General features: G+C 68.0%; 15 protein-coding genes and 1 pseudogene. 4 read left to right on the forward strand and 12 right to left on the reverse strand.

Features of this window, described 5'->3' with window-relative positions; translation table 11 throughout:
- Positions 1–6 precede the first annotated feature (6 nt).
- The 3 genes from ACFHNC_RS12275 to ACFHNC_RS12285 all read right to left on the reverse strand — a co-directional run bounded on the left by ACFHNC_RS12275 (position 7) and on the right by ACFHNC_RS12285 (position 2905).
- Positions 7–720 carry a hypothetical protein gene (locus ACFHNC_RS12275; RefSeq protein ID WP_437169504.1) on the reverse strand — a complete coding sequence of 238 codons (714 nt, stop codon included), beginning with the start codon at positions 718–720 and terminating at the stop codon, positions 7–9.
- The gene (locus tag ACFHNC_RS12280) at positions 717–1952 is read right to left on the reverse strand and encodes an MFS transporter (RefSeq protein WP_437169505.1); all 1236 of its coding nucleotides are present in this window, start codon (positions 1950–1952) and stop codon (positions 717–719) included. The genes ACFHNC_RS12275 and ACFHNC_RS12280 overlap by 4 nt, the downstream gene beginning before the upstream one ends.
- Before the next feature lie 101 nt (positions 1953–2053).
- Positions 2054–2905: a hypothetical protein gene (locus tag ACFHNC_RS12285; protein ID WP_437169506.1), complete on the reverse strand. Its 852-nt coding sequence runs from the start codon at positions 2903–2905 to the stop codon at positions 2054–2056.
- A gap of 83 nt (positions 2906–2988) precedes the next feature.
- Here ACFHNC_RS12285 and ACFHNC_RS12290 point away from each other — a divergent pair, with 83 nt between their 5' ends.
- Positions 2989–3168, forward strand: coding sequence for a hypothetical protein (locus tag ACFHNC_RS12290; RefSeq protein WP_437169507.1), 180 nt, complete (start codon positions 2989–2991; stop codon positions 3166–3168).
- 416 nt (positions 3169–3584) lie between these two features.
- Here ACFHNC_RS12290 and ACFHNC_RS12295 read toward each other — a convergent pair whose 3' ends face one another.
- Both ACFHNC_RS12295 and ACFHNC_RS12300 read right to left on the reverse strand, forming a co-directional pair.
- Entirely contained in the window at positions 3585–4538 is a 954-nt protein-coding gene (locus tag ACFHNC_RS12295; protein WP_437169508.1) for a glycerophosphodiester phosphodiesterase family protein, read from the reverse strand.
- Between the two features lie 371 nt (positions 4539–4909).
- A complete protein-coding gene (locus tag ACFHNC_RS12300; protein WP_437169509.1) occupies positions 4910–6535 on the reverse strand; it encodes a hypothetical protein in 1626 nt (541 codons plus the stop codon).
- 453 nt (positions 6536–6988) lie between these two features.
- On the opposite strand from ACFHNC_RS12300, the gene ACFHNC_RS12305 reads away from it, so the two are divergent.
- Positions 6989–8287: a hypothetical protein gene (locus ACFHNC_RS12305; RefSeq protein ID WP_437169510.1), complete on the forward strand. Its 1299-nt coding sequence runs from the start codon at positions 6989–6991 to the stop codon at positions 8285–8287.
- Positions 8288–8295: 8 nt separating this feature from the next.
- Here the strand turns inward: ACFHNC_RS12305 and ACFHNC_RS12310 are convergent, their stop codons facing one another.
- Positions 8296–8700, reverse strand: coding sequence for a hypothetical protein (locus ACFHNC_RS12310; protein WP_437169511.1), 405 nt, complete (start codon positions 8698–8700; stop codon positions 8296–8298).
- Positions 8697–9629, reverse strand: coding sequence for a recombinase family protein (locus ACFHNC_RS12315; RefSeq protein WP_437169512.1), 933 nt, complete (start codon positions 9627–9629; stop codon positions 8697–8699). Before ACFHNC_RS12315 ends, ACFHNC_RS12310 begins: the two co-directional genes overlap by 4 nt.
- Before the next feature lie 182 nt (positions 9630–9811).
- Here ACFHNC_RS12315 and ACFHNC_RS12320 point away from each other — a divergent pair.
- Together ACFHNC_RS12320 and ACFHNC_RS12325 are read left to right on the forward strand one after the other, a co-directional pair.
- Positions 9812–10855, forward strand: a pseudogene (locus ACFHNC_RS12320) (IS110 family transposase).
- Positions 10856–11156: 301 nt separating this feature from the next.
- Positions 11157–12113 carry a hypothetical protein gene (locus ACFHNC_RS12325; protein WP_437169513.1) on the forward strand — a complete coding sequence of 319 codons (957 nt, stop codon included), beginning with the start codon at positions 11157–11159 and terminating at the stop codon, positions 12111–12113.
- Positions 12114–12125: 12 nt separating this feature from the next.
- Here the strand turns inward: ACFHNC_RS12325 and ACFHNC_RS12330 are convergent, their stop codons facing one another.
- The 5 genes from ACFHNC_RS12330 to ACFHNC_RS12350 form a co-directional block, all read right to left on the reverse strand.
- Complete coding sequence (locus ACFHNC_RS12330; protein WP_437169514.1) at positions 12126–12488, reverse strand: hypothetical protein; 363 nt, start codon at positions 12486–12488, stop codon at positions 12126–12128.
- 27 nt (positions 12489–12515) lie between these two features.
- Complete coding sequence (locus tag ACFHNC_RS12335) at positions 12516–13481, reverse strand: transposase (RefSeq protein ID WP_437169515.1); 966 nt, start codon at positions 13479–13481, stop codon at positions 12516–12518.
- Positions 13482–13616: 135 nt separating this feature from the next.
- Positions 13617–14465 carry a class I SAM-dependent methyltransferase gene (locus ACFHNC_RS12340; protein WP_437169516.1) on the reverse strand — a complete coding sequence of 283 codons (849 nt, stop codon included), beginning with the start codon at positions 14463–14465 and terminating at the stop codon, positions 13617–13619.
- A gap of 137 nt (positions 14466–14602) precedes the next feature.
- Positions 14603–15637 carry an NAD-dependent epimerase/dehydratase family protein gene (locus tag ACFHNC_RS12345; RefSeq protein ID WP_437169517.1) on the reverse strand — a complete coding sequence of 345 codons (1035 nt, stop codon included), beginning with the start codon at positions 15635–15637 and terminating at the stop codon, positions 14603–14605.
- On the reverse strand, positions 15634–16341 hold the full coding sequence (locus ACFHNC_RS12350) for a sugar phosphate nucleotidyltransferase (RefSeq protein WP_437169518.1): 708 nt from the start codon (positions 16339–16341) through the stop codon (positions 15634–15636). Before ACFHNC_RS12350 ends, ACFHNC_RS12345 begins: the two co-directional genes overlap by 4 nt.
- Positions 16342–16346: the final 5 nt, after the last annotated feature.

Raw genomic sequence — 16346 nt, forward strand, 5'->3', positions numbered from 1 at the left:
GATGTGTCAGTAGCGGGTCGCGGTGGGGACTGACGTCGCGGCAGGCGTAAGCGCGCCAGCCATGGCGGCCATGCAGGCCTCGGATGCGGCGGCCGGCGCCGCGCGTTCCGCTGTCGCAGCCATGCTGCCCACCACAACGGCTAGGGCGTGGCACAAGATAGCCAGGCGTTGCGGTGCCGCCTCTTGCACCGGAGACGGCGCCCCAAGCGCGAAGGCTGGCGCCCCGTCGCCGAGCGCGACAGCGGCGGCGTAGCGAGGCCCATCCGCGCCGAGCAGGGCTGCGGCCGGCGGGCGTACCACGTCCAAGATCTGCCCGCCGCCTGGCCCATAGCCGATAGCCACCACCATCCCCCTGCCCATCGTGCGCGTCAGGGCGTTCAACGCGTCGATCGCCGCGGCGGCGACACCGTGCTGCGCGCCGAGCGCGGCGTCGCAGCGCATCGGCGCCAGTTCAACCACTGCCGCGTGCTCCTCGAACAGCAGTGTCGCGACCAGGACGTCGCGCGCGAGGTCATGTGTCTGTTCCGCCGTCACCAGCACCACAGCGCCGTCGCCCACCTGCCAGGATGCTGGCAGGCTGAGCAGTATGCCGGTGCGGCACGGCTGCAAGGCGCCCGACCGGACCTCGAGGTAGTGGTAGCCCGTGTGCTCGCCGGCGAGAGCGGGAGGCATGAGCAGGCTGGCGGCGAGGGCCGCCGCGGCAAGACGGGACGGCATCATTGGCCTTTTCCTGGCACGGCTGACATGTTTCGAACCTGCGAGGCGCGTCCGACCCCGGCGAGCAGCACACTACCCGCCGCGCCTGCCAGCGCGACACCGACAACTGGGATCATGTGCCCCCCGGTCGCTGCAATGCCGAAGGTCAGGGCCGGCGGTGCAACGAGCAGCGCAATGCCGCGGCTGGTGTAGAGGACGCCGAGCACCCCGCCGACTGAGCGCGCGCCAAAGCTATCGGCGATGAAGGCTGGCAGCAGCGCGATGAAACCGCCATGCAGCGCGCCGAAGAGCAGGGCGAAGGCCTGGAGCGTCGCAAGCTCGCCGCCCCCCGCCCAGACCAGCATGGCCACTGCGAGTCCGGCGCAGCAGCCGACGAAGGTGACACGTCGCCCGACCACGTCAGCCAGCGCCGCGAGCACGAAGCGCCCGGCGATGGAACCGAGCCCGACCAGGCTCAGCAACGTCAAAGCGTCATGATGCCCGATGCCGAGTCCGCGGGCCGTCTCCACCAGCATCACGTATGGAAGCGTGACGGCGGAGGAGACCAGCAGGGTGCCCAGGTACGCGAAGCCGAAGGCGCGGCTGCGCAAGGCCGTCAGGCCCCGCTGCGTCGGTTCGTTCCGCCGCGGCCGATTCGGCTCTCCGTCCGCAGTCAGGCCGAAGCGCTCCGGCGCCGGGAACAGGAGCATGGCCCCGGTCAGTCCGAACATGATCGCCGCAAGGCCGCAGATCAGAAAGGCGGCGCGCCAATCGCCAATCAGCGCCAGCGTATTCGCTACCGGCGCCACCAGGGCCGTGCCGATGCCGACCCCGCTGACCGCGATGCCCGATGCGAGGCCACGATGCGTCTCGAACCAGCGCTGCACGGTGGCGACGGCGGGAACATAGGCGAACCCGGTGCCGATCCCGATCAGCAGGCCGTAGCCGATATAGACCTCGATCAGGCTGGTGGCTGCGGCCGCGACCATCAGTCCGATGCCGACCATCAGCATCCCCGCCGCTGCAAGCACGCGCGCCCCGACACGGTCGGCGAGTGGCCCGGTCAGCGCGCTGACGAAAAAGCAGGATCCGCCGCTCAGTGCGTAGACGACGGCGACGGAAGCGCGCTCGGCGCCAAAGGTGGCGCCGATCTCCTCCGCGAAGGCGGCGTAGGAGTAGATCGCGCCATAGCCGACCAGCAGCACCAGGAAGGCGCCGCCCACGACGAGCCAACCGCGGAACAGCGTGCCCTTCACGGCCGGCGCGACAAGCGGCTGGGCGCGCGCGGCCGCCGGTTCCGTGGGCCGGCGGGCTCGGCGCAGGCGGACTGAGCGGTCCGTCGCAGGCAAATGCAGTGTCACTGGCGATGCGCCGCGAAGCTTTCTGCGAAGAAGGCGGCAACCTCCGTCGCCGCCACTTCCGTGGCCTGCGGCCAGTGGCTGGCAGCAAGCAGCGAGCCGTGCCTGCCAGGCCAGGGCAGTCTGACCGTTTCATACGGTCCGTGTGGTGGGAGGTCCCATGCATAGCCTGCCCCGGCATATTGCCGACGGCGCACCGGCGCGGAGCGGGCAAGTAGACCCACAAGGGCGCTGCATTCGGCGGGCTGGTTGGACGGATCCGCGTCACCATGCAGCAGGAGAACCGGCGATCGCGGCCGCGTGGTCGCGGTCGCCGCCGTGGCAGCCAACGTCACGCAGCCGGGGTAGAGCAGGGCCAGCGCACCAATGCGGTCGCCATGGGCCGGGTCGGCCGCAGCAAGCAGGGCCGCCTGCCCGCTCTCGCCGAAGGCGAGAAGGCCCACCAGCGCTTTCGCGAAGCGCGGATCGGCCGCCACGCGATCGATGACCATCGTCAGCCGCGCGCCTGCTACAGCGACGTTGTCAACTGCCGCGGCCACCGCGAGACCATCGGCGGAGTTTTCCAGCAACTCGACGTGCAGGACGGCAATGCCGGCGGCCGTGACCTGGTCGCCGTAGGGCCAGCCACGCGAATCGATGCCAGTCGAGGCATGAAGAGCGATGACGATCGCGATCGGCGTGGACGGCGCCGTGCCTTGGGGTAACCAGAGGAGACCTAAGGCGTCGAGGTCGGCGGCCGCGCTTCGGCCTGGCGCGAGAAGTGCGATGGCCAGCACTGCGCCGAGAAGCAGGCGGGCGAGGCCTTGCAACCGATCGTCTCGGCGCGGCCCTGCCCTGCGCTGCGGTTTCATGAATTAAGGTCCGTCACGCTAGCGGAGTTGGCGCGCCGCCAATGGAGCCTTCGGGAGGTGAGACGCAGCAGGATCCGGAAGGCGTGCGCGAACCTGGCAAGAAGAGCGCGGATGACCGCGGCGCCATGGGCGCGGCCCGCGGCTTCCACAGCCAGCCAATCGCCGTGCTGGGCTGCCGAGCGGCAACGCGCGCGCGCGACCTCGACCGTCGTCCGGCGGGCCGCCGCGGCTGTCCGGCCAGCAACGGGCAGGTTCTCGGCTAAAGGCTGTTCTGGATTCAGGCCGATTGATCGCATGGGCTGCGTTCTCCGATGAGGACGCAGCGTCGCACGTGCCAATGCGCCGGGGAGACGCGAAGAAGCTCCGGCAGGCCGCCTTCTTGCCGGATCTGTCCGAGTGCTGCTGAATCTGTCTATCGTGCGCTCTGCACGGTTCAGTTGCATACTCGCTACCGAGCGAGTCTGCGCCTAGTACCCGCCCGCAGCCGAGGAGCCCCGGTTGGTGGTGCCACCCGGCGTCCGCACCAGCTTCCGCCCGCCCCGCTGCTTCCGGACTGCCAGCGGCACCCGGACGGTCAGCATCTGCGCGGCGCAACTCCGTTCGAGTTTTGCGGGGTGAGGGACCCGTTCATCGCGCTGGCGCTGTGCAGCGGCCTCGGCGGGGCTGCCGCGCCGCAGTATCAGTCGCGGCGGCGCCGGACCGGGGCGACCCACTCGCGCGGCGCGGCGCCTGGCAGCGCCTGCTCGCGCTGGGCGATGGCCGTGTCGGGGGCATTCGTGAACACCCCATGCACGCCGTAGCGGAACATCTTCGCGTGCATGTCTGGATTGGCATTGGACAAGGTATAGACATGCACGAACAGCCCCGCCGCGCGCAGCCGTTGCAGGCAATCCGCATCGGCCCGGGCGGCCTGCGTGCCGACGCCATCCGCGCGCGCGGCGATCGCCGGGATATCGGCCTCGGCCGGGCATTGCGAGGAAAGCTGCACCACCGGCAGCGATGATTGGCGCGAGAGATAGGCCATCACCTCAGCATCGAAGGATTGCAGAATGACATTGCCGCGGCGGCCGTCGAACAGCCCGCCATGGCGGGGATGAGCGAGCTCGGACAGCATCGCATCCGCCAAGGCGCGGTTGTAGCTGTTGAGCCCCTGGCCGATGGTCTTCACCTCCGGATACACGCCCACGATGCGCCCCGTCGATGCGTGGAGCGCGTGCAATACGTCCAGCACCTCGGCGAAGCTTGGCACCACCAAGCCCGCCGGGCCGGCTTCGGGCGGCGCATAGGCCGCGCCCCCGCGCGAGATGGCCTGCAGGCCACGCAGCTGTGCGAAAGTGATCTGGTCGATGTCGCTCGGCACGGAGGGGTGGGATGCGATGTTCGTGGTCGCGCCAAGCGCGCGGTCATGCCGCGCCACCGCGATGCCATCTGCGGTCAGCAGCAGATCGAGCTCAATGAAATCGGCGCCCTGGCGGATGGCGAGATGATAGGCCTCCATCGTGTGCTCGGGCAGATATTGGCTGGCGCCGCGATGCGCGATGACCAGCGGCCGCTCGGTGGCCGACTGGGCCGCGGCGGTGCAAGTGAGCGCGACGAGCAGGGCCAGGGTGAGACTGGAGAGGTGCTTCGGCATGGCGTGTTCTATGCCCTGTTCTGGCTCTTGGCGTGCATGAGCAGCGTAGTCCGGCGGCAGCGCCTGCGACAATTGGCGCCACCCGCCGTCAGGCCTCCGCCAAGGTAATCCGGACCAGGCTGTTCCGCCGGTTGGGTGGGTAGTGTCACTCCAGCAACACCCGAGCCACGCCGCCGGCCAGCACCACAGCAGAGGGGCTCCTGCTCGTGGTGCTGGCCGGGGTCAACACCAGTTTCTGCCCGCCCCGCGGCCTCCGGACCGCCAGCGGCACCCGCATGGTCAACAACTGCGCAACGTCGGTCACGCTGCTGCTGTCGCCGATGCGGCATGGGTCGCCAACGTCCTGCGCCAGGACCGCCGGTCCTCCAGCTTCAGCGACCCCTCCGCCCCGTTGGCCGCCGCCTGGGTGTGCTCGCAGCGAAGGCGTCGACCGTCGCCTCGGCGATGACGTCGAACAATGCGGCGTCGGGCAAAGGCTCTCCGCTGGCGAGGTCGCGGGCGACCAGGGCGAAGTTGAGCCATTCATCGCCGTCGTCGGCAGCGCTACCCTGTAGCGTCGCCGCCATCCAGGCACAGCGCTCGGCCCAGAAGAGGCGGCGGCCCGGCAAATGCCGCGTCAGCACCGCCTCGATCCGCTTGCGGCGAGATGGGATTGGCCGAAGCAGGGCCTCAACCGCCTCTCCGGCTTCAAACCAGGAGCCCACGGTCTCGAACAACTCGGGCCAATCTGCGCCGTCCGCATGTGCAGCGCTCGTCGCATTGGGTCCGGTCTGGTCGGGTGGCAGGCCAGCGAGCAGCTGGGCTGCCAGAGCTATCGGCGAGATCGCGGCCGGCTGCAGCAGGCCCAGCCCAAGCGCTTCGGTCACCTGCAGCAGGCCAAACGGCGGCGGGGTTCGCTGCGAGAGATTGATCGCCAGTGCGTCGGCAAGCCGAGCCTGGACGAAGCTGATCGGCACCGTGACCGCCTCGGTCGCGCCGGTGATCTCGGCGATGATACCGTCGGCCTCACGCTTCGGCATGTCCTCGCGAACCAAAGCATCTGCCACGCCCACATCCGTCTTGATGAGCACGGAGGCTAGGGCGAAGCGACGTCCGGTCTTGAGCAAGGCAAACAGGCTTTGCGCCCCCGCCCCGTCGCACAAGGATGCGAGCAGTCTGGTGACTTCGATGCGTGGCGCCGGCACAGGTGCAGCCGTGTTGGCGCGCAGGACGCGGATTGCGGCGTCAAGTTTGGGTTGGCGCGCCGTCGGCAACCACGGGCGAAGGCTGATGAGTCGTTCGACCAGGCGGCTCGGCACGGGGTTTCGGCGCGCCTGCGCGACCAGCGCCTCCAGCACCGCGACGCCTGGGGCGGGATCCGCATCCAGCAGGAAGCCAAGCGCAGCGTCGCGCACAGCAGGGATCGTTGCGGTAGCGAGTTCCGCAGCCATGGCCGCGCGATGCTCGGACGGAAATGCCGCACCAGTGGCGGCCAGTTCTGCGTGGACGGCGAAGGGATCCTGACCAAGCGCCTCGGCAAGCGGCGCGAAATGTCCCGCCAGTTCGCCGTGCGCCGGCGGTGTCGGGTCAGGGGAGAGACCCGCCTCGATGCCCGTAATCGTTGCCTTCTTCAGCGCGGGCCCAGGGTCGAGCCCCGCCTGCGCAAAGGCCCGCGCGATCTGCATAAGCACGCTCGGGGCAAGACTACTGGCCGTGACCGCCGTCTCCACCGCTCGGCAAGCCTCCGCAAGACCTTCGCGTGCCGCGGTGTCCCCGCCATTGCCAGCGATGCGTAAATCAGTGAGCGCGGCTTCGAGCAGGAAACAGCAAGCTTCGACAACTCGATCCGCCGGCCGTTTCCTGCTGGCCTCGGAAATCAAGCAGGCAACGAGGCCTGGCGTGGCTCCGGCTTGGGCTAGCATCGGGCCGGCATCCAAGGCTCCGCGGCTTAGCGTGCCCCGGGCCATGTCCTGACCGACCATCTTCGCAATCTGCAGGATCGCACCTCGCGGTGTCACCTTGTTATCCTCTTCCAGTCAGCCGCAAGAAGCGCGGCCACCACAGGAAGGCGCGACATTACGTTGCCTCCTCTCGCATCGCCACCTTCGGCGTTCGAAGATGTCATCCGGTCGATCCGCGCCCAACTGGTCCAGGCGATGTGGCACAGGGCTGCCTCTCCCACCCCACCGGAAACGGCTCCATTTGCCCCGGCAGCGTCATTTCCTCTGGTTGCCGGTCGTCGAGGAGCGCCTCAACGATGTCCGGCGCGAATAGAGGCAGCTGCAGCATCCGGCTGAAGCAGTGCTCGTGACCTTCTTCGCGGCTGACCAATTTGTGACGGCACCCTTGTTCTGATAGGGTAACTTTGGCTAGCAACTTACTGCTATCGATCAGCTCAGCATCCACCACTCACGCGGCGCCGCGCGCCGTCCAACTTAATGTTAGGCTTTTGTGGGGGAACTCTGCGCGCCATGGATGACGAGAACACATCGGCCGACGGGACTCGTAGCTCGGCCTTTGAGACCCTGCTGGGCAAGCTCGCGCCACCCGCATCCTGCTTCCGTACCGCGGCAGACGAACTGCTCGCAACCTACGCAGCCTCGGTACCGGAGGGCGATGTCCAAGCACGCGGGCGGCTCGCTTCGGTTCGCGCCGTTTTCGAGGTTCTGTGGGCACGCGTTGCCGCAGCGGTCGGGGTGGCTGACGGCGCGACGGGCGTTTTGCGCGCCTACGCGGAGGCCTCGCCCCCTGGCGGCTCCCTCCGGGACGCCCCGGATATTTTTGAGACACTTTCGGACGAGCAGCAGACTGCGGTTGTGGCAGTCGCGGTCACCCCGGTCTGGCTCTGGGCGGTTCTCGAGGCCGGAGTCCCACGTCTCGTTCTCGTTCAGCCGAACGCGGGCGCCGCACGCACCGCAGCGGAGGAGGCGCTGGCGCTCCACTGTCTGATCGGGAGCAGAGCCCCTGACGAAGAGCGTGCGGTGGCTAAGAGTCTCGCCACGCAGTTCCTTGCGACGGCCACCGCCACCATTGACGCTGTGTCGGCTTCGCTGCCCGTTCAGCGGTCCCGCCCGACGAGTCTCGCAACACTGCTGCCGCGCCGCGTCGCCGCGCTCGACCTCGTCGCCATGGAGTTGGTCGGACCAAACGCCAAGATGGCCGAACTGGTGCGGGCGCGGGTTGCTGAAGCCGCCGTCTCGAGCGACCCGGAGCGGTTTAAGGAGCTATGGCAGGGCGTCGTCGCCGAGGCCGCAGCGCGGTTCCCCTGGACGCCGCCGCCGATGGCTGCGCGTCGGGTATCGCGCGAGTTGCTCTCGGACGAGATCCTTCGGCGCGCAGTGCGCTTGATATCAATGGTGCACCACCTCCACCGAGCGGGCTACCAGAGGATTCGGCTCTCTCCCGGCATCGCGCCGTCAGGGTGCTACTGGCGCGGCCCGGTCACCTTCGCCGGAAACGTTGAAGCTGACGGCTTCAGCATCAGGGAGTTCGATGTGGAAGGTGGCCTGGTGGCACCCTACACGTCGGGGCAGGGCGCACGCTACTTTGACTGGCCCGACGCACAGGCGATGGACGCTCGAGCGCTGGCGGAGGCCTTCCTTGAACGCTTCCACCTCATCGCGCGGCGTGGCGAGGGACGGGACTGGGCTTACGCCGGCTGGCTCACCGATGTCCTCGGTCGAGCGGAACTCGGCGACCTGCCGGCCTTCTACGCGGATTACCCTCTCGACGAGGTGGAGATGGGAAAATGGATGCCGCCGCCGCCATGAGCAACAAGCTACGAATTTGCGCGCATGTCTGACGAGGTGGACCGCCACTGCCCCTCCCACTCCACCGGAAACGGCGCCATCAGTCGCGGCAGCGTCATCCCCTCCGGCTGCCGCCCGTCCAGGATCGCCTCCACGATGTCCGGCGCCAGCGGGGTCAGGCGCAGCAGGCGGGAGATGTAGGACGAATTGATCCTCTCGGCTGCCGCCAGCTCATTGATCGTGCCGTAGCGGCCCGCCTCCATCATCCGCCGCCACCGAAACGCCCGGGCCAGCGCCTTCACCAGCGTGGTGTCCGCAGCCGAGGCGCCGCGGGGCGCCGTGCCCCGCGGGGTCAGCACCAGCTTCCGCCCGCCTCGCTGCTTCCGGACCGCCAGCGGCACGCGCACGGTCAGCATCTGCGCGGCGCCCGTCACGCCGCCGCCCTCGCCGATTCGGCTGGCGACGCAAGGTCCCGCGCTAGGCTGGCCAGTCCCTCCAGCTTCAGCCGCACGTCAGCCCCGCCCACTCCGATGTCCACCCGGTCGACCAGGAGGCGGATGATCCGCGCTTGCTCCGCAGGGAAAAGCTCCTCCCACAGCGGGTCCAGCCGCTCCAGCGCCAGCCGCGCCTCGTCCTCGGTCATGTCGGGCGCCGAGGCCCGTGCCGCGCGCCAGGCGCCCAACACCACCTCCGGCTGGCGCAACAGCCCCCGAACCTGCGCGATGACCGCACCCTCGATCTCCGCGGCGGAAATGCGCGCGATGGCCGGCCCGTCCGCGGCACTGCCCCTCAGCACCGACTGGCTCACATAGTAGCGGTACTGTTGACCGCGCCGGCCCCGCGCGTGGGTGGGCGACATCGCGCGGCCGTCGCTGCCGAAGATCAGCCCGCGCAGCAGCGACGGCGTCTGGCAGCGCGTGCGATTGGCGCGGGTTCGCGGGCTGATCGTCAGGAGGGCGTGGGCCGCGTTCCACATCGCCTGCGGCACGATGGCGGCATGCTCCCCGGGGTGGGACTTCCCCTTGTGCATCGCCTCGCCGAGATAGGTCCGATTGCTCAGCACGCGATAGACGTCGCTCTTGGTGAAGGCGCGGCCGCGCTTCGTGGTGGCGCCCTCGGTACGCAGCGCCTGGACCAGCTTCGTACCGGATTCCGTCTCGACGAAGCCCTCGAAGATCCGGCGCACCAGCGCCGCCTCGGCGTCGTTCACCAGCAGCTTCCGATCCCGCGCGTCGTAGCCGAGTGGCACGAAGCCGCCCATCCAGATCCCGCGCGCCCGCGAGGCCGCCACCTTGTCGCGGATGCGTTCGCCGATAATCTCCCGCTCGAACTGCGCGAAGCTCAGCAGGATGTTCAGCGTCATCCGCAACGCCTCCGCGAATCGATCCAGCCGAGCGAATCACAGGTGACTCAACGGATTCAAGATGTTCGCGGACAGATGGGGTGATTGGGGTCTCACCCTGGTGATCCGGTGGCTGCTCCTCTCAAGATGATCGAACGTGGTCCGGTGTGTGGATCGGCCACAAGCATCAAGGAGGAGCAGCCGTGGGCTACTTTGCCGGGTTGGACGTTTCGTTGGAAGAGACCGCCCTCTGCATCGTCAATGATGCGGGCAAAATCGTGCGCGAGGCCCGCGTCGCCAGCGAGCCGGAGGCCTTGATCGCGTTCTTCGCAGAATGTGGGATGAAGATGGAGCGGGTCGGCCTCGAGGCGTGCTCGTTGACGGCGTGGCTGAACGCGGCGCTAACGGAAGCTGGCATCCCGGCGATCTGCATCGAGGCGCGCCAGGCCAAGGCGGCGATGGGCGCGATGCCGAACAAGACCGACCGTAACGACGCTCGCGGGCTGGCGCAGATCATGCGGACCGGCTGGTATCGGGCCGTGCACGTCAAGAGCGCGTCCTGTCGCTCGTGGCGAGCGCTGCTGACGGCGCGGCGGATGGTGCTGAACAAGCGGCGCGACGTCGAGAACGGCATCAGGGCGCTGCTGCGCGAGGTCGGTCACAAGGTCGGCACGCCGAGCCGCAAGGACTTCCCTGCACGGGTGCGTGAGCTGGCGGCCGACGATCCGGTGTTGGCCAGCCTGACCGGGTCGCTGCTATCCGTCATCGAGGTGATGACCCAGGAGGTCGAGCGTTTGACCAAGCGGGTGCTCGATTAGGTGCGCGTCGAGCCCACCTGCCGGCGGCTGATGACGGTGCCAGGTGTCGGGCCGCTAACCGCGCTGGCGTTCCGCGCCACCATCGACCAGCCGGACCGCTTCCGAAAGTCGCGCGATGTTGGCGCCCATCTTGGCCTGACCCCACGACGCTACCAGTCCGGCGAGACCGACGTGCAGGGGCGCATCAGCCGGTGCGGCGACGAGTTGGCGCGGACGGCGCTTTACGAAGCGGCCCATTCGCTGCTGATCCGCAGCACCAAATGGTCGGCGCTGCGGGCCTGGGGGATGAGCGTCGCCAAGCGCCGAGGCATGGCACGCGCACGTGTCGCGGTGGCCCGCAAGCTGGCAGTGATCCTGCACCGTATGTGGGCCGATGGCAGCGAGTTCCGCTGGGGCAAGCAGCATGCGGCGCCGGCGGCAGCCGCATGACCAGAGGAGGTCCAGTTTCCGCCTGACGAGGGCGGAGCCGACGTCGTTCCCGTGGGGACGATGGGCGAGGCGATCTCGCTGAGTGTCCGGAGCCGGAGGGCAGCAATGCCCCGAAGGTCGAGGGACAGATTGAGACGCCTCGCTCTCCTGACCCCATCCTGCGGCGACCATGCGCCGACCGCGAAGAGAAGCGAGTGACCCGCGGGAATGGCTTCAGGCGAGAGGAACAGCTTGACCCCACCAACCCCATCAGAGAAGACACTCAGGCGTACCGGGTGCCAACGGCACGTTCACCATCACGGTGATCGACGCGAACAGCTTCGATCTGGTCGGCTCGACCTTCACCGGCGCCTATCTGAACACCTGCTGGGCTTCGGTCTCGCGCAATCTCGCACCCGCCTCGAACACCGACATCAAGGTCCAGTTCGTCACCGTCGCCGACTACGCCGAGCTCACCACCGAGATCACCGCCGGCCGCGGCCAGTCCGTCGCGGGCCAGGGGTTGGGCGTGAACGTCCTCAGCACCATCGCGCCGTCTGTCACGCCGATGGGCGGCCAGGCGCGCAACACCAGCGGTGCGCTGCCGGTGCTGGCGGCGACCGGCTACTCCGCCAACCCAGTCGCCGTCACCACAGCGCGCGGCGTGGACCTGCTCGCGACGCTGAACGGCGCCCTGGTGACCAAGCCCTACGCGATCCCGGAGGCAGACTGGCAATACGCTGCCGCCGCGGGGGATCGTCAACACCACAGACGTGGTGCTACGGGCGGCGGCGGCGGCCAGCATCCGGAATTACGTGACCTCGATCGATGTGCGCAATGCGCATGCGACGGTGGCGACGGAGGTGGTGATCAAGGACGGCGCCACGGTGATCTGACGGCAGCTGCTGCCGGCGGCGATGGCCGCGCCCGTGGAGATCACCTTTCCCACCCCGCTGCGCGGCACCGCGGCCACAGCGATGAACGTCGCCTGCATCACCACCGGCGCGCAGGTCTACGTCAACGCGCAGGGCTTCGCCGCGCCGTAACGGCGCCCCGCAAGGAGCACTTCCATGACCGAGCCGATCTAACCGGCGTGGCCCAGCCCCGTGCCGGATTCCGACGCTGCGCCCGATCGACTGCCCACCGTTGGGCAGTCGATCGTGGCGTGCCGCGCCCTGGCGGCACCGGTCAGCGTCAATCGCGCAGCCCGCACCGTCGAGGTGGTGTGCAGCACCGGCGCACGGGCCCGCAATTTCGTGCCGCCCTATCAGCCCGTTGATGAAGTCTTCGTTCAGCGTCGAGGGTCTGGGGCGAAGCTGATGGCGATAGCGGCGGTCTGATCGCTGACGACGGCGATCAACAGCAGTATCAGGCAGCCGTTCGGCATGATGATGGCGGCAAGGCCCGCAGATAGGCGCGCCTGGAACTCCCTCGGTGTTCCGACGCCGGTCAGCAGGCGCATGATGAGGCCGATATTGTAGCCGGCGACGTGGATCAGGTAACGCTTCTGGATGTTCTCCCGCCCGCGCAGCCAGGTCCGGCGCATGCCGCCACGGTCAAGCACCAGGGCAAAGCAGCGTTCGACGATCTCGGCGCGCAGCCTGAAGGCAGCGCGGGCGACCCCGGAGAGCAGCCGGATGCGGTTGTTGACCACCGCGCGGCGGGCGGCATCGTCGCCATACTAACGCAGGAAGCCATCGCGCTTCGGCTCGGAGATGCGCGTCTTCCACGCGCCATCGTCGAGCGCCTTCAGCGTCTCGCGGGAATGGTATCCCTTGTCCGCCACCAGTTCGGCCGGCGCCTCCGGGCTCGGCGCCGCCTCGACCGCGCCGAGATGCCGGGCGGCGCTCGCCAGGGTGTCCGGCAGGGTGGCGGTGTCGCCGCGGTCGGCGGCGTGCATCTCGGCGGCGACCACCGCGCCGGTGTCGAGGTCGACCGCGTGCTCCGGCTTGTGCGCCAGCCGCGTGCGGCCGTCCTTCAGCCGGGCGATGCGCGCGTCCGGATCGGCCGGGCTCTCCCAATCGGCGTTGGACAGCTTCTTGCCCTTGCGGGCACGGTCCAGCCGGATCAGGTCGTCGGCCGTCGGCGTCTCGATGCCGCTCTCGCGGGCCATGCGGGTGAGCATCTCGCGGTAGCCCTCGCCGCTGCCGCGCCGGACGAGGGCGCGCAGCGCCGCGTTGGCCTCCATCGTCGAGGCGTCGACGCCGATGCGCTCGCCCTTCACCAGGCCGCGCTCGGCCAGGCGCCGCAGTACCCAGGTAAAGACCGCATCGTGCATCTCGAGCGGCAGTCGCGAGCGCGTGCGGCTCAGCCAAGAGTGGTCCGGCACCCGCTCGCGCTCGCTGAGCCGGAGGAACTCGCGCAGCGACAGGCTGTCGGCGCAGCGCCATTCCAGCCCGCGCTCGCTGTCGATGCCCTCGAAGTAGCCGACCAACAGCATCCGGAAGTAGCGTCCCGGCGGCAGCGATGGCCGGCCACGCCGCGCCGCATACTGCGCCGCGCACAGCCCCTCGACGAAGCCGTCGAACCCTGCCGCGACGAGCTCAGCTTGCAGCCGGTCGTAGAACGCATGCCCCGGCGAGCGTGGCATCTCCGACCACGCCACCAGCATCTCCGACTGACGATCCCGCTGCCGACCCAGCGCCATCCCATACCTGTTCTTATCCAACACGGATGTCAGAATCAGGCCAAGCCGATTTCGTCAACGGGCTGTTAAGGGTCGCGCAGCTTGCACTTAAGGTGGAGGCGCAGCGCCTTTCACTGGCAGAAACAGGTCAGCATTTCACGCTTGCCGCCAGGGCTCCGGCTCGTGGTGGCTTTCCGCCCCTTCGCGCTCGAAGGATACCACGGAGTAGTAGGATTGCGATCGCATCGCCGGAACGCGATGCAAAAGCTCATCGGCACCGGCCAGCATGTGCCGCATCGGCGCCCGGTGCAGCGGCGGCAGGTAGCAGAGCATTCGGAAGAATAGCGTCGTCGGATAGCTGAACCGCGCACCGCCGCCGAAAGATTGCTCAAGCCACTTCCGTGAGGACGTGCCCAGCGGTGCCTCGTCGTCGCTGCTTGCCTTCTCGATTCCAAGTTTACCGGGAAGCAAGCGACGCGCCGCCATCAGCAGCCGGCTGCCGCCACTTGTCTCGATGAAGGCGCCGCGTCCGCCTGGGCGCAGCACGCGGCGCAATTCCGGTGCCGCCACCGACAAGTCCAGGTGGTGCAGCACAAAAGCACCACAGACGGCGTCGAAAGATTCGTCGGCAAAGGGCAGTGCCTCAGCGGGTGCGGCATGAAAACTGATGCGGCTGCCCAGGCCGCTGACATGGGCACGCCAGCGCGCAACCTCGAGTGAGGATTCGGAGATGTCGACCGCCTCGACCACCGCACCAGCCGTGGCCATCAGGCACGCCATGAAGCCGGTGCCGCAGCCGAGATCAAGCACCCGGGCGTCCCGCAGATCGCCGAGATGGTTCAGCACCTCGCCGACATACTGAGGGAACCCGAGGTATGGCAGCCATGGCACGGAGCGGTCGGTCAGTTCGCCGGGGCGAACCCGATACAGCTCGGGGTCACGATCCACATTTGGGGTCTGTTTTGCGTCCCAGAAGCGACTCTCACGCTCCAGCTTGGCGCTCATAACCGGCTCCTGTTCATGGAACGCGAGTCAGAGCCCTGATCCTTTAGCGCAGCAGGAATATGCCACTGCGCAGAACTGTGCCGATCCTTCCGCGCTGATGCTGACGCCACCGATGCCTCCCGCTCCTACGGATTGATTCAGACTGCTGTAGTCGTCTCATCCACCCGGCGGCGCGCAGCTGGCGCGCCGAGCCAACCGCGATACCAGTCGAGCGTCTCCTCAAGCGCGCGATCGAGTGTCCAGTCCGGTGACCAATCCAGCAGTGAACGGGCCTTGGCGGCGGAAAGGTGCTGCTCCGGAATCTCGTTCGTCGCCTCCGCAAGAATGATCGGCTGAAGATCCTCCCGCCCCGCGGCCGAGAGAATCCGCCGTACCAGCGCAATGACGGAGATCGGCTGCTCGGTGGAGAAGTTGAAGGCATGGCCGTGCAGCGCCGGATCCTCCATCCGCTCCGCCAGGGTGAGATAGGCCAGCACGACGTCGCGAACATAGATGTAGTCACGGATCATGGTGCCGTCGGACCGCAGCACCGGTTGCTCCCCGCGCAACGCCCAGCGCACGACGCCTGGTACGACACGGTTGAAGTTCAGGTCGCGGCCGCCGAAGAAGTTTCCGGCGCGCGTGATGCAGACCGGCAGGCCGTAGCTCTGATGGTAGGTCTGCGCGATGATGTCCGTACAGGCCTTCGACGCGTCATAGGGATGGTTGCCGTTCAACGGCATCGACTCGTCGTAGGGCAGCCTTGCGGCTTTGCCATAGGCCTTGTCGGAGGAGGCGACGACGATCCGCTTCACCTGCCGGCGCAATTCCCGGCAGGCATCCAGCACGTTCCAGGTGCCACGGATATTGGCGTCGAAGGTGGAACGTGGGCTTCGGTTGGCAACACCGACGATGGGCTGCGCGCCCAGATGCAGGACGGTATCCGCCTCATGCTCATTGATCGCGCGCAGAACCGTATCGTAATCCTCCAACCTGCCATGCACGATAAAATGCGGCTCCGTCTCCGGGTCGTCGCGACGCGAGACATGGTGGCCGCCATCGCGGACGTACCCGATCGTCGTCGCACCGCGCCGGTTCAGTTCCTTCACGGTCCATGAACCGAGAAACCCGGCGGCGCCCGTAATGAAGACGCGCTTGTCGGCCCAGAACGGGTCCTGTGCCCTGCCGCTCACGCCGCCACCGCCTGTCGGATCCAGGGCAGGTTGCCGTCGGCGAACATCACCTCCAACTCCTGTTGATCCTTGTATGTGTCGAGGGATTTGAAGAATCCGTCATGCCGGTATACCGCCAGGTGCTTCCCGTGCAGCAGGTTCGGGAACACCTCCCGCTCCAGGTTCTCGCCTTGCCACTTTTCAAAGATACGCTTCTGCATGACGAAGAAGCCGGCATTGATCCAGTGGTCCTTCAGCACCGGCTTCTCTCGGAAGTCGGAGATCGTGCCGGTCTCGTCGGCCTCGATCGTGCCGTACTGTGACCGCAAGGGGACGGAGGTGATGGTGGCGAGCTTGCCGTTGCGGCGATGCGCGGCCAGCAGGGAATCCAGCACGACGTCGGAAAGCCCGTCCGCATAGGTCGCCATGAAGGTTTCGCCGAGCAGGTGCCGGCACCCCCAGATGCGGCCGCCGGTGTCGGTGCGCGCCCCGGTATCCACGATATCGATCTTCCAGCCGAAGTCGCGGCCCTCGAAGTAGTCGAGGATCACCTCCTTGCGGTAGCCGACCGACAGCACGAATTCCGTGAAACCCTGTCGTGCGTAGAGGTCCATTACGCGCAGGAGGATCGGCTTGCCGCCCACCGGCATCATCGGCTTCGGCAGATAGTCCGTGTAGGGGTAGGCGCGCGTGCCGGATCCGCCGGCGAGAATGACGACCTTCATCGTGG

The organism is Falsiroseomonas sp. E2-1-a4 (assembly GCF_051433165.1).
GTDB lineage: Bacteria > Pseudomonadota > Alphaproteobacteria > Acetobacterales > Acetobacteraceae > Falsiroseomonas.